Here is a 13,472-nt window from a genome sequence, read left to right on the forward strand (position 1 = left end):
TTGTCCCTCTCGAAGTCGCGCCACTCCCGGGAAGGAGATGGCGAGGTGTGCTGACTGTGCGGCGAGACACCGCCGCGAGGTGCCCCGGCAGACCGACGTGCGGTGAGTGGCTGGTGGCCTACTCCTCGTTGTCCCGCTCGCGGTATCCGCTTTCGATGAGTGCGCGCAGGCGGTCGAGCGATTCCTCGTCGGTGGCGCCGGTGCCCTTGATCCAGGCAACGGAGATGGCCGCGAGGAACAGGTCGTACCCCTGCACCGACGGGCGCGCGTGCCCCGTGAGCCGTGCGGCCCGCACGTAGTCGTCGGTGGTGGCGATCAGGTAGTCGCAGGGCAGGGTGAGCGGGTTGTCCGGCTCCTGCTCCCTGGCCGCGGCCATGAGCGGTTCCGGCAGTCCACTGAAGGCACTGAAGTACTCCTCCATGGCCCGCAGCCACTGCCGCAGCGCCTCGGAAGCATCGCCGAGCTGCGCTATGTCCGCCCGGCGGGCCACCAGTTCCTCGGAGCGCGTCTGCAACACCGCTGCCAGCAGTGCCTCCCGGGTGGGGAAGTGCCGGTACAGCGTGCCGGGTCCGACGCCCGCCTCCTTGGCCACCGCCTCCAGTGAGGCGCCAACCCCGGACCTCAGAAAATGGCGCTGCGCCGCTTCCAGGAGGGCCGCACGGTTGCGCTGGACGTCCGCCCGGGGCCTGCGCCCCCGCTGCCCGTTGACGCTCATCCGTCTTCCTGCCTCACGTGATGGTGCGGTCCCGATAAAACGGAGGCTGTCTCCGTGCAGGGTCGAGCGTAAAACGGAGGCAGTGTCCGGTCAACTCGACCCCCACATCGTGGGCGCCCGGGCCGCGGCCAGGTCCTGTCGACGGCGTCGCGCGCGGTGGTCGTCGCGATGCGGCTCGGCCGCCTTGCGTGATGAAACCGATCGGTTTACGGTGGAGGAAACCGATCGGTTTCTTGCTTGGGAGGCAATCGTGACAGCACTCGAAGGTGCCACCGTTCTCGTCACCGGAGGCGCCCGCGGTATCGGCAAGGAGCTGGTCGAGGAGCTGTACGCGCGCGGTGCCGGCAAGGTCTACGCCACGGCCCGTGACCCGCGCACGGTGAGGCATCCCCATGCCGTTCCGGTGGCGCTGGAGGTCACCGACCCGGCATCGGTGGCAGCGGCCGCCGAGCAGGCCCAGGATGTCACCATCCTGATCAACAACGCCGGCGCATCGGCCGGCGCTTCGTACCTCGACTCCGCGATGGAGGACGTGCGCCGGGACCTGGAGACCAACTTCTACGGGCCGCTGCTGGTCACCCGGGCCTTCGCGCCGATCATCGAGCGCAACGGAGGGGGCCACATTCTCAACGTCCACTCCGCCCTGTCCTGGCTGGCTGACGGCACGCCCTACAGCGCGTCCAAGGCCGCGCTGTGGTCGCAGACCAATTCCTTGCGCCTGGAGTTGCAGCCTCGCGGTATCGCGGTGACCGGGCTCCATGTGGCCTATGTGAACACGGACATGACGTCGGCCATCGACGCACCCAAGGCGGACCCCCGCGACGTCGCCGTTGCCGCGCTCGACGGTATCGCGGCGGGGGCACACGAGGTGCTGGCCGACGACACCACCCGTCGGGTCAAGTTGCAGCTGGCTGCTGATCTCGAGGTCATGTACGCGCAGTTGACCCAGTAGTGCGCACTCACCGATTCAAGGGAAAGTCTTGTGGAACGTCCGCTCACCCACCGCTTCGTCGATGTGAACGGGGTCAGGCTGCACATCGCCGAGCAGGGCCAGGGACCGCTGGTCCTGCTGCTGCACGGCTGGCCGGAGAGCTGGTACTCATGGCGTCACCAGTTCGGGGCGCTCGCGGCGGCCGGATACCGGGTCGTCGCCCCCGACCAGCGCGGCTACGCCCGCAGTGAGCAGCCTCGGGACGTCACGTCGTACACCCTGCTCCACCTCATCGGCGACATGATCGCGCTGATCGAGGAGCTCGGGGAGGAGCAGGCGGTCGTCGTCGGTCACGACTGGGGCGCACCCGTTGCCTGGACGGCGGCGATGCTGCGCCCGGACAAGGTCCGCGCGGTGGCCGGGCTCAGCATTCCGCCGATTCTGCCCGGGGGAATGGTCCCGCCCTCGATCACCCGCACCCAGTACGGCGAGGGTTTCTACCAGATTTACTTCCAGCAGCCGGGAGTCGCTGACGCGGAGTTCGCCCAGGACATCCCGGACTCCTTCCGCCGCCTTCTGGTCGGCGCCTCGGGCGACAACCCGCTCGGCAGGGAGCCACGCCCGTTGGTCGTACCCGACGGTCTGGGTCTCCTGGACACCATGCCGGAGTCGCCCGCTCTACCGGTCTGGTTGACGGAGGAGGACATCCAGGCTTACGCGGATGACTTCGCCCTGCACGGCGATCGGGCGTTCACCGGAGCCTTCAACTGGTACCGGAACATCGAACGCAACAACGAACTGCTTGCGCCCTTCCGGGGGCGCGGCATCGACGTCCCCGCGCTGTACGTGGTGGGAGACCGTGACATGGTCACCGCATTGCGTGCCCCGGAGGGAGGCAGCCCGCTGAGCGATCTTTTGCGCGGCCAGGGCGGGTCCGGCAACCCGCTGAGCGCTCTCGCGCCACGACTGCACGGCCCCGTGGTACTGCCGGGGTGCGGGCATTGGACGCAGCAGGAGCGTCCCGCCGAGGTCAACGCCGCACTCCTCGACTTCCTCGCCCGCATCGATGGCTCGGCGACCGGATGACGCTACGCAGAATCCGGTCGGCATCGTTCGGCTGGAGCAGCAAAAAAGGCCGCTGACCACATCCTGGGCCTGGTGAATGGCCCACCCCGACCAGACAGAGGACACGACGATGCCAGAGCGCAATCCCATCCTGATCACCGGCGCCGCCGGCCATATCGGTGGTGTGAGCCGAACGATGGTCGACATGCTGCTTGAACAGGGTCACCCGGTGCGCGCGTTCGTGCGACGGGACGACGAACGCGCGGACTCGCTCCGCCAGGCCGGGGCCGAGATCTTCGTCGGTGACCTGCTCACCATCGCGGACGTGACCGCCGCGCTGAAGGGCTGCCGGCGCATCTACTTCAGCATGAGTCTGTCGCCGTACTACACCGACGCCGTCAGCCTGATGGCCGCGGCGGCGCGGGCCCAGGGCGACGTCGAGGTCTTCGTCAACATGTCGGAGTTCGAGCAGTCGTTCATGACGTTCGAGAAGATGACCGCCCCGGAGGATGAACGGCGTTCGTGGCTCGGAGGACTCGTCGCGGACTGGTCGCCGCAGCAACGGGCCCACTGGGTCGCCGAGCGGGTGCTGGAGTGGTCCGGCCTCCCGACCGTCAACGTACGGGCGGCCATGTTCGTCGAGAACCCCTTGATGACCCGGCTGGCGCTGGAACCGCTGAGCCACGGTGAACTGCGCCTGCCCTTCGGCCACCACCGGCTCGCGCCCATCGCGGGTTATGACGTGGCGGAGGCGTGCGCGAAGATCCTGGCCGACCCGGCGCCGCACATCTCGAGGTCCTACGAGCTCAACGGTCCGGAGCTGAAGGACATGCACGGGTTCGCGGAGGACTTCGGGGCTGTGCTGGGACGTCAGGTCACTTACGTTCCCGAAGAGGTCGAAACCTGGAACGAGAACTACGTGGACACTGCCCTTGCCGAGCTTCCGCACACCGCGGAGCACATGAAGACCCTGACCCGGCTGATCGGCGGCGGGGGGTACCGCGGCGTCACCGACCAGCTGGAAACCCTGCTCGGGCGTCGGCCGAAGACCGTGCGGTGGGCGCTGGAGAACCATCCGCGCATCCGGAAGCCGGCGTCTGCCTGATCCGCGGTCCCTCACGCCGCCGGATGTGGCGCGCTGGACCGCCGCAGGAAGTCCTGTAGCGGCTCCGGTGCCGCAGAGGGCCAGGGCTGACGGGTTACGCGCGTGCGACGTTGCTGACTGCGGTACGCAGGTCGTCCTCCCCGGCGAGCAGCGGGGGCAGGGGGGTTGCGTTGGCGGGGTTGAGCGAGTCGAAGAGCAGGGTGATGAAGCGTGCGCGCAGAGAGGGCGCGGTGCCGGGGAGGGCGAGGCCGGCGACCGCCATGACCAGGAAACGCGGAATGTCCTCCGCGGTGAGGTCGGAGCGGATCTCCCCCTGCTGCTGCGCGCGCAGCAACAAGGGGTGGAGGGAGTCGCTGAAACGCTGGAGAGCCTCCACGGCCACGTCGGTGAAGTTGCCGGCGAAGCTGACCAGTCCCCGCTCCTCGGTGATCAGGTCGAGCAAGTGCGTGGCGATGTCCTGGAGGGACCGGCGCGGGTCGGGGGCATCGGCGGCGCGGTCGATGCGGGGCAGCAGGTCCGTCTCGAGGATGTCGTCGAGGACGGCCCGGACGATCGCCTCCCGATTGGGGAAGTGGCGGTAGAGGGTGGCGATGCCCACGCCGGCCTCGGCTGCGATCTGTTCCAGAGATGCCTCGCCGGTGGCGAGGACGGTTCGCCCGGCAGCGGTGATGCGCTCGACGCTGGTGCGTGCGTCGACCCTGCGCCGGCGGCCGCGGTCCTTCGTGGTTGTCATCGACGGCTCCTCCCTGCTCCGTGGTGAAGGCTATCCTCCCTCGCTTGATAGTGTCCTATCACTTTGATAGGACACTATCACTTCGCGTCTGGCGTGGTCTCGACGCACGGAAGAGGGAGAGAACCGTGTCCGTTCTGCTGTACCGGCTGGGAAGGTTCGCCTACGGCAAACCCTGGTACGTCATCGGGGGTTGGCTGGCCGTGGTGACGGCTGTGGTGGGCCTCCTCCTGGCCAACCCGGTCAGACTCAGCAACGAGGTCCGTATCGACGGCACCCCGGCCCAGAAGGTCATCGACGAACTGGCCAGGTCCCTGCCCGAGGCGTCCGGCGGTCAGGGCATGCTGGCCTTCAGGGCGCCGGACGGTGCCCGGATCGACGACGGGAAGGTCCAGGCCGCCCTGGTCGCGGCAGTGGACGCCGTCTACCGCCACGACCACGTGATCGACGCTCGGAAGGTCATGGCTCAGCAAGCCGCCCAGGGGGAGAACAGCCCCCTGATACGGAGCCAGGCGGCGGTGGCCCAGGCTGCCGGACAGGGGGCCTCCGGCAAGACGCCGGCCCCGTTACAGGTGGACGGACGGCCGGTGCCGGGAGTCACTGTCTCCGCCGATGGCTCGACAGCACTGATGCAGTTCCAGTTCGATGAACAGACCTACGAGCTGCCCTCCGGGACGATCGACAGCACCATCAAGGCCGCCGAGCGGCAAGCCGCACATGGCCGCCTCGAAGTCCTGCCGTCCGCGTCCATGATGGAGATCCCCGAGATCATCGGCATCGGAGAGATCGTGGGTGTCGTCGTCGCGGCCATCGTCCTGCTGGTCACGCTGGGGTCGGTCGTGGCGGCGGGGCTACCCCTGGTCATCGCCCTGGTCGGGGTCACGGTGGGGGTGGGGGGAGCCTTCACTCTCTCCGCCGTCTTCGAAATCCACTCGCTCACCGCGGTCCTGGCTCTGATGCTGGGGCTGGCCGTCGGTATCGACTACGCCCTGTTCATCGTCAACCGGGAACGCCGGCTGATCCTGGAGGACGGCCTGGACGCGCACGAAGCGACCAGCCGCGCCGTCGGCACAGCGGGGAGCGCGGTCTTCTTCGCCGGCTGCACCGTCATCATCGCCTTGATGGGGCTCCTGGTCGTCAGGATCACCCTGCTCAGCACCATGGCGATCGTGGCGGCCGCCACGATCGTCCTCGCCGTCCTGCTCGCCCTGACCTTGCTGCCGGCGCTGCTGGGGCTGGTCCGGGAACACATCTGTCCCACCCGGACCCGGAACAGGGTGCGGCAACGGAAGGCTTCCGCCGACCACACGCGGGCAAGCCGCTGGGGAGCGCGCCTGATCCGCCACAAGTACCCGGCCCTCGCGGCCGCGCTCCTGGTCCCGGTGATCCTGGCCGTGCCTGCCGCCGACATGAAGATGGGCCTGCCCTCCGGGGCCAGCTACAACACCGGCACCGCACAGCGACAGAGCTACGAGCTGGTCAGCGACGTCTACGGGCCGGGCTACAACGGTCCGCTCATGGTCGCCGTCACCTCCACCGCCAACGGACGGCCCCTCACTCCAGCAACCCTCGCCGCAGTCACCTCCGGCATCAAAGGCATCAAGGGCTCGACCTCGGTCTCCCTGGCCGGAATGAACAGCACCGGCACCACGGCCATCCTCAGCCTCATTCCCGGCAGCGGCCCGAACGACGACGCCACCAAGGACCTCGTCACCGCCGTACGGGACAAGAGCACACAGATCGGCGAAGCCCACGGCGCCACCATCGGTATCACCGGCTTCACCGCCCTCGCGATCGATGTCTCCGAACGGCTCGCCGACGTCCTGCCCCTCTACGTGGCAACCGTGCTCGCACTCTCCCTGGTCGTCCTGCTCCTGGTCTTCCGCTCCCTCATGATCCCGGTGATGGCCACCCTCGGCTTCCTGCTTTCCATCGGCGCCACCTTCGGCCTGACCACGGCTGTCTTCCAGTGGGGCTGGTGCCAGGACCTGATCGGACTCGACGCCAGGGCCCCCGTGGTGAGCCTGCTGCCCATCATCATCACCGGCGTCCTGTACGGACTCGCCATGGACTACCAGATGTTCCTGGTCACCTCCATGCGGGAAGCCCACGTCCACGGCGCCACTCCGCTCAACGCCACCGTCACGGGATTCGCACGTGCCGGCTCCGTCGTCGTCGCGGCGGCCACCATCATGGTCTCCGTCTTCGCCGGATTCATCTTCAACCCCCAGCCCATGATCAAACAGGCCGGCTTCGCACTGGCCGCCGGCATCCTTATCGACGCCTTCGTCATCCGCATGACCCTCATCCCCGCCACCATGGCACTCGCACAGGAGAAAGCCTGGTGGCTGCCCGCCCGGCTGGACCGTCTGCTGCCCGACCTCGACGTCGAAGGCGACAAGCTCACGCAGAAGATCCCCCTGCCTCATCCCGCGCGCCGCCGGCCGCACGCCACCGCGTAAAGGCCGAGACCTCCGGCTGACCTGCCGGCGGAGGGTTCTCTGCGGGGGAGTTGACCGGTGGGCGGGGTGGTTCTGCCCATACCCAGAGCCGGGCTACCGTCGAGTTGGCGATCGGCGGATGACATTCTCGGCGAGCACAGGGGCTTTCGTCGGTCCGGAGGTACCGCGCGGTGCCGCCCGCCCTGCAGGTCAGACGACGGTCGGGGAATCAGCCGTCCAGGCGGGCGGCTCGGGCCTTGAGGTCTTCCGCGAAGCGATCCCAGTCGGGTCCGAAGGAGAGGAGGTCGGCCGCCGCCTCACGCAGGAGTTCGGGGTCGTCCGGGTGCTGTAGGCAGGCCAGTCGATACGCGAGATTTCGGGCCCAGACCGGCATGGCCATCCAGTCCTCGGCCAGCGCGCCGCGCAGCGCCGGGAGGATTTCCTCAGGCGTGGCGAACGTGATTTTCTCGATGAAATCCCGGACAGGGTCAGGAAGGCGCGGCGCACCCTCCTCGTAAGTCGAACCGATCAATTCTTGGGTCAGCTGCGTCAGTTCAGTCATGATCCGATTTCGTTCACGGGTTGAGCCAGTACGTGGCCACACGGTACACAGAGTCGGGTGTCTGGGAGACGCGGTACCCGATGTCATGGCCCCCGATCTTGACGGACCCGTCCATGGGGCCGGTGAATCCCGGCCCCACTCGGGGTACGGTCCCACCGTTCTTCATGTGATCGTAGACGGAGTTGACGATTCCCTGCTCGATCTGGTCGGGAGTCAGGCCGGTGGTCCGCAAATCGTTGACGCCGTTGGGGCCCTGGTGCGGGCGGTCGTATCCGTGGCCGGTATTGAATTGCCAGCCGTCGTCGCCGACCTGTGCCGTCCGTTTGAGATCCTTGCCGACACCCTTGGACTCGCCGTAGGCGATCTCCTTGTAGTCGGAGGGCATCAGCCCCAAGGGGTCACAGATGGTGTGCGGATTCGTGACGTAGGACGACGAATTCGGTGCCGGGGCGAGACCCAGCGGGTCGGGTGTGAGATATCGGGCGGCTTCCGGGTCGTAGTGTCGGAAGTAGTTGTAGTGCAGACCTGTTTCGGGGTCGAAGTACTGGCCGGGAAAGCGCAGTGGCGTGTAAGCGGTCGCGCTCGTGTCCCAGGTGGTGGTGCCCCACAGGGTGCTGCGGGTCCGCCAGGCGATGTCGCCGCGCTCGTCGACGAGTTCGCGCGGGGTGCCGACGAGGTCGGTGACGATGGCGAAGAAACGGGAGTCGATCTCCTCCTGCGGGTCCTCGGCCGCGGTGATGCGTTCGGTCTGCGCGATGGGGTGCAGGCCGCGGTGGTCCCAGGTGAGGGTGATCGGATGGGGTAGGTCCGCCGAGTGCTCGGTCTGCTCGCACAGGGTCGTGTCGTCCCAGGTGAACGTGGTGCGCTCGGCGACCGTCGCGCCGTCCGCCGCCATGCGCAGCTTCGCCGTGCGCCGGCCCTTCGGGTCGTACGTGTAGCGCCACACCGTTCCGTCGGGCGTGGTGACCCGGGTCAGGCGGTCCTCGGCGTCCCACACGTAAGCCCAGGTGTCCGGCTTGCGGGAGAGGCGGGTCTTCTGGCGGAGCGTGACCCGGCCCAGCGCGTCGTGCTCGTAACGGACGCCACCGGCCCGGACCAAGCCGGTGCCCGCGTAGCCGCGCTCGCCGGTGGCCTCGTGGCCAGGGTGGGAAGCGGGCCAGTCGGCCGTCGTCTGGTTACCGGCCGTGTCGTAGGCGTAGGTCTCCGTCCAGCCGGCGGCACGGACGGCGGTGACGCGGCCTGCCGGGTCGAGTTCGAAGGTGCGGGGGCCGTCGAGGTGGTCGTCGAGGGCGGTGAGGTTGCCGTCGGCGCGGTAGGCGTAGGCACGGCGCTGGAGCGTGCGTCCGTCCGCGCCCGCCGTCGCCGTCTGTGCGGACAGCCGGCCCATCGGGTCGAAGGTGTTCTCGAGGGTGAGGAAGCCGCCGATGCCGCGCGTGAGCTCGCGCCCGGCCGCGTCGTAGGCGATGTCGACGGGGCGGCCGGAGACGACCAGGTCCACCGGGCGGCCCGCCGCGTCGTACGACCAGGTCGTGCGCGCCCCGGTGGGCGTGGTCCGACCGGTGCGGCGGCCCAGCCCGTCGTACGCGTAGGCGAGGGTGCGGCCGTCGACCGTCTCGGAGCGGACGCGGCCGTACCGGTCGCGCAGGATCGTCAGGCGTGTGCCGTCGGGACCCGTGGCTTCGGCGACCTGGTCGGTGAGGTCGTAGGCGTAGGTGGTGACCTGGCCGTCCGCGTCCTTGCGGGTGGTGCGGCCGAGGGCGTCGCGCGCGTAGGAGGTCCTCTGGTCCAGGGCGTTGGTCCTGGACGTGAGGCGGCCCGCGGCGTCGTGGGTGTAGGTGAGGGTGCGGCCGTCGAAGTCCGTCTCGGTCGTCAGTCGTCCGGCGGGATCATAGGCGTAGGTCCAGGTCAGGCCCTGGGGGTTGGTGACCTGGGTGAGGCGGAGTTCGCTGTCGTGGGAGAACTCGTAGCGGGCGCCTTCGGGCGTGGTTCGGGCGGTGAGGAGGTCGAAGTGGGTGTACTCGTAGCGGGTGGTGCCGCCGACGGGGTCGGTGTGGCTGGTGCGGTTGCCCTCGCCGTCGTACGTCCAGGACTCGCTGGTGCCGTCGGGTGAGACACGGCGGGCCAGGTGCCCCTCGACCGTCCACTCCAGTTGGGTGACGAGCCCCGTCGGGTCGACCAGCCGCACCGGGCGGCCGAAGGCGTCGCGCTCGTAGCGGGTGACGGCGCCGAGCGGGTCCGTGATCTCCACCGGCAGGCCCGCCCGGTCGCAGCGGACGGTCGTGACGTGGCCGAGCGGATCGGTGACCGTGGTCAGACGGCCCGCCTCGTCGTAGGCGAAGACGGTGGTGCGTCCCGAAGGGCTCGTCGTCGAGACGCGGTTGCCGCGGTCGTCGTAGGTGTGGTGCGTGGTGGTCCCGTCCGCACCCCTGATCCGGGACGGAAGACCGGACGCGGCGTACTCCGCGCTGACTTCGCGGCCGTCGGGGCGTACGACCACGAGGACGTTCCCGGCGTCGTCGTAAGCGTACGACGTGACGTGGCCGAGGGGATCCGTCCGGGTCAGGACCTGGCCGAAACGGTCACGGGTGAAGCGTGTGGTGTGGCCCAGCGGATCCGTCTCCGCGATCACCTGGCCGTCGTGATCGATGAGATAGCGGATGCGGTGGCCTTCCGCGCTGGTCGTCGTGGTGACACGGTATCCGGTGGCCTCGTCCACCTCGTCGTACGATAGACGCAGCGTCATGTGCCCGGCGGCACCGCCCTCGGCGACGCACCGGTCCCGGTCGTCGTACGCGTAGGTGTACGAGCGGTCGTTGCTGTCGGTCCAGGACGTGACGCGGCCGCGGTCGTCGTAGGTGAACTCCAGGGGCAGGCCCGAGGAGTTGAAGACCTGAACGAGGTCGCCGGCCTCGGAGTAGGCGTAGCGCTTGATCTCCTGGTCCGCCCCGTCGGGGCCCGCACCGGCCAGGTGCAGGGCCGTGACCCGGCTGTCTTCCACCGTGACCTTCAGGCGGTAGCCGCCGGAGGAGACGACGGCGAGCGGGGTGCCCTCGGCGTCGTGTTCGAAGGTGATCCAGTTGCCGTTGCGGTCGTCGATCTGTTCCAGGACGGCCCGGTCCTCGCCCTGGTCGGCGAAGTGCCAGGTACGGCCGGTGTGCGGGTCGCCGACGGTGTAGCCGCCGTCGAGGCGGTCCAGGGGCCAGCGGCGGCTGCCGTGCGTGGGCAGGGTCGGGACGCCGGGTGCCGGATGCGGGTACGTGAGCAGCAGACCGTCCTCGGAGACGAGGATGACGCCCTCGGCGTCGATCTCCAGACGCTGGTCCAGCGTCGAGGTCCAGGACGGGCCGAACCAGCGGCCCAGGCGCGAACCGGACTCCACCCGGCGCCGGAACACCAGCGGCAGCGTGCCCGGAAGCGTGATGTCGGTCTCCGGCAGGTACATCTTGCCGGTGACCAGGTCGATCGGGTCGCTGGGGTCGTGCTCGTACTTCTCGCGCGGAGTCTCCGTCCGGGCGTGCGGCTCCTTCTCCACCGCCTTGCGCGCGACGTTCTCCCCTTCGCGCAGAGCGGCCTTCTCACCGGCCCGGATCCCGAGGCGCAGTCCGCCCCGGGCGAGCCCCGCGCCCTTGGTGCCGACGAGTTCGGGGATGAGGCGGCCGACGAACTCGGAGGGGTCCTTCGTGAAGCCGTCCACCGCGGCCTGCACCACGCGCTCGGGGTGGGCGGCGGTGGAGACGAGGCCGGAGAGCGTCGTGGAGGCGTTCTGGAGGTACGCGGCGGGGTGGGTGAGGTTGTAGGGGTCGGTGGGGTTGAGGCCGCGGGCGAAGTCGACCAGCCCCGCCCCGCCCTTGAGGACGCCGCCGACGACATGGGTGAGTTCGACGTTCGCCGCCTGGTAGCCGTCGGTCAGGTTGTCGCCCAGGCGGTCCAGCGGCGGGGGCTCGGCCGGGGCGTGGGCGAGCGCGGACTCGACCTTCTTCTGGGCGTCGGAGGCCGCGCTGTTGCGCTGCTTACGGGCCTCGGCGAGCTTGCTCCGGGCGGTCGCGAGGTCGGCCTTGCCGGGGTCCTGGAAGGGGGCGGGCCGGGGGCCCGGGTCCTCGTTCGCCTTGAGCTTGGCGTTGTAGGCGTCGGCCTTGTCGTTGTACGCCTTCACGGCGTCCTCGGAGGTCTTCCTGCCCTTCTTGTACAGGTCGATCGCGTCCTGCGCTTGCCCCTGGGCCCAGGCGACGGTGTCGGCGTACGCGTCCAGGGCCCCGCCCGCCGTCTCGCACGCCTGTGCCGCCTGTGCCCACTTGGTGGGGTGGAGGCCGAACTTCTCGCGGAAGCCCTCGCCGCCCTCGCCCTTCCAGCCGTCGGAGTCGACTTTCCGCATGCCCTGGGCGACCTTGTCGAAGGCGGCCTGGAAGTCCTTGAGGTGCTTGGCGCTCTCGCGGATCTTGCCGGGGTTGCCGTGGATCAGCTCATTGGCCTCCTCGGTCTCGCCGAGCTGCTGCTCGCCCGGGGTGGCGCCCAGGTCGGAGGCGACCTCGTCGCCCCAGTCCTCCACGGCGTCCGCCGCGCCCTCAAGACCCACGTAGTCGAGCCCGTCGCCGACCTTGTCGGTGGCGTAGTCGATGCCCTCGCCGAGCTTCTTCTTGCCCTCGTCGATGAGGTCCTCACCGATGCTCAGGCCCTTGTTGACGCCGCTCTTGAGGCCGTCGCCGATGTCGCCGAGCAGGCCCATCAGCCCTCACCGCCCCGGTCGGCGCCCTGCTGTCCGGCCGCCTTGGCGCGGTCTTCGGGGGAGGGGCCGAAGGTGTCGTCCAGCATCCGGTCGTACTCGGCGTCGGAGACCCCGAGCGCACCGTGCAGGTTCTCCGGGTTCAGGCCCAGCGGCCCGACCGTGTACGAGGTCATCACGTCCCGGCCCGCGTCCTTCCAGCCCTGCGCGCTGTTGGCCATGGCCTGGTCGAAGGACTCCTTGCTGTAGTCCACGCCGCCGAATGCACCGGAGGTGGCGATGTCGCCCCAGCCCTTCTGGGTGACCTCCTCCTCGGAGGCGTACGGATTGCCGATGGCCGCGTTGGCGACGACCTTGAAGGTGCCCTCGGCGTACTTCTCCGTCTCGTAGTACGTGCCCGCGGCCATACCGGTCTTCTTCGCCAGCGCGTTGCCCTCGTTGATCAGCGACCGCACCCCCCACTCCCAGCGCTCGCAGAACGAGGTGAACTGCCCCGTCAGCCCCTCATGGCCCAGCTCCAGACCGGACAGCGCGATGTCCCCGAAGCCGCGCCCGGCCCCGGCCATGCCCACCATCCCGAGTTCCTTCAGCTCCCCCAGGGCCTCCGTCAGCCCCTTGGCGATCAGGCCCAGGCCGTCCGTCTTGAGGTCCTTGCCGCCCCCGGCGGTCATACGGCACGCCCCTCGTCCTCGTCACGGTCGACGGCCGCCCCTTCGGGCACGATGCCGCGTACGGGCGGGAAGACCATGCCGTCCTCGCCGTCCGCGCAGTCCAGCGCGACCCCGCAGGGCGCCCCGGCAGCCGGGACGGCCACGTCGAGGAGGCGGGCGCCCAGGATCGTCTGGTACGTCCACGCGCGGCGGTAGGCGCCGCGGGCTTGGGCGTAACGGGCCAGGGCCTGCTCGTCGGAGAAGGCGAGGATGAAGCGGATGCCGCCCCAGTCGGCGGTCAGCAGCCCCCGTTCGCCGTCCGGGCCGGGCTCCTCGCCCAGCGGCACCAGCACCGCCGTACGCCGGAATTCGCCCAGCAGCTCGGCGAAGGCCCGTCTGCGCGCGACGGCCTCAGGATCGTCAGGCGTTCTGTTCCGCGGTGGCCTGACCGCCCCGCCCCCGTTTTCAGCCATACGCGCATCATCATGACCGCATCAAGCCACATCAACGCCGGTGCCGTCACACCTGTGTCACGGCTACGGAACACGGGAGT

Annotated in this window: 10 protein-coding genes; 4 read left to right on the top strand and 6 right to left on the bottom strand. The window is 69.3% G+C overall.

Annotation, left to right across the window (positions count from 1 at the left end):
* Positions 1-118: 118 nt before the first annotated feature.
* The gene (locus ABZ562_RS00145) at positions 119-715 is read right to left on the bottom strand and encodes a TetR/AcrR family transcriptional regulator (protein ID WP_361471664.1); all 597 of its coding nucleotides are present in this window, start codon (positions 713-715) and stop codon (positions 119-121) included.
* A 250-nt stretch (positions 716-965) separates the two neighbouring features.
* On the opposite strand from ABZ562_RS00145, the gene ABZ562_RS00150 reads away from it, so the two are divergent.
* The 3 genes from ABZ562_RS00150 to ABZ562_RS00160 all read left to right on the top strand — a co-directional run bounded on the left by ABZ562_RS00150 (position 966) and on the right by ABZ562_RS00160 (position 3,816).
* Positions 966-1,667 carry an SDR family oxidoreductase gene (locus tag ABZ562_RS00150; protein ID WP_361472519.1) on the top strand — a complete coding sequence of 234 codons (702 nt, stop codon included), beginning with the start codon at positions 966-968 and terminating at the stop codon, positions 1,665-1,667.
* Positions 1,668-1,697: 30 nt separating this feature from the next.
* Positions 1,698-2,732: an alpha/beta hydrolase gene (locus tag ABZ562_RS00155; protein WP_361471667.1), complete on the top strand. Its 1,035-nt coding sequence runs from the start codon at positions 1,698-1,700 to the stop codon at positions 2,730-2,732.
* Positions 2,733-2,841: 109 nt separating this feature from the next.
* Positions 2,842-3,816, top strand: a complete 975-nt coding sequence (locus ABZ562_RS00160; RefSeq protein ID WP_361471670.1) for an NmrA family NAD(P)-binding protein — start codon at positions 2,842-2,844, stop codon at positions 3,814-3,816.
* Positions 3,817-3,910: 94 nt separating this feature from the next.
* Here ABZ562_RS00160 and ABZ562_RS00165 read toward each other — a convergent pair whose 3' ends face one another.
* Complete coding sequence (locus ABZ562_RS00165; protein ID WP_361471672.1) at positions 3,911-4,549, bottom strand: TetR/AcrR family transcriptional regulator; 639 nt, start codon at positions 4,547-4,549, stop codon at positions 3,911-3,913.
* Positions 4,550-4,674: 125 nt separating this feature from the next.
* Here ABZ562_RS00165 and ABZ562_RS00170 point away from each other — a divergent pair, with 125 nt between their 5' ends.
* On the top strand, positions 4,675-7,008 hold the full coding sequence (locus ABZ562_RS00170; protein ID WP_361471675.1) for an MMPL family transporter: 2,334 nt from the start codon (positions 4,675-4,677) through the stop codon (positions 7,006-7,008).
* A 208-nt stretch (positions 7,009-7,216) separates the two neighbouring features.
* On the opposite strand, the gene ABZ562_RS00175 is transcribed toward ABZ562_RS00170, so the two are convergent.
* From ABZ562_RS00175 to ABZ562_RS00190, 4 genes are read right to left on the bottom strand one after another with little or no spacing between them, the layout of a single operon-like run.
* Positions 7,217-7,549, bottom strand: a complete 333-nt coding sequence (locus ABZ562_RS00175; RefSeq protein ID WP_361471678.1) for a hypothetical protein — start codon at positions 7,547-7,549, stop codon at positions 7,217-7,219.
* 13 nt (positions 7,550-7,562) lie between these two features.
* Entirely contained in the window at positions 7,563-12,272 is a 4,710-nt protein-coding gene (locus ABZ562_RS00180) for a putative T7SS-secreted protein (RefSeq protein WP_361471681.1), read from the bottom strand.
* Positions 12,272-12,940, bottom strand: a complete 669-nt coding sequence (locus ABZ562_RS00185) for a hypothetical protein (protein WP_361471684.1) — start codon at positions 12,938-12,940, stop codon at positions 12,272-12,274. Before ABZ562_RS00185 ends, ABZ562_RS00180 begins: the two co-directional genes overlap by 1 nt.
* The gene (locus tag ABZ562_RS00190) at positions 12,937-13,392 is read right to left on the bottom strand and encodes a hypothetical protein (protein WP_361471687.1); all 456 of its coding nucleotides are present in this window, start codon (positions 13,390-13,392) and stop codon (positions 12,937-12,939) included. Before ABZ562_RS00190 ends, ABZ562_RS00185 begins: the two co-directional genes overlap by 4 nt.
* Positions 13,393-13,472 lie beyond the last annotated feature (80 nt).

The sequence above is a fragment of the Streptomyces sp. NPDC019937 genome, assembly GCF_040631655.1.
Taxonomy (GTDB): Bacteria; Actinomycetota; Actinomycetes; order Streptomycetales; family Streptomycetaceae; genus Streptomyces.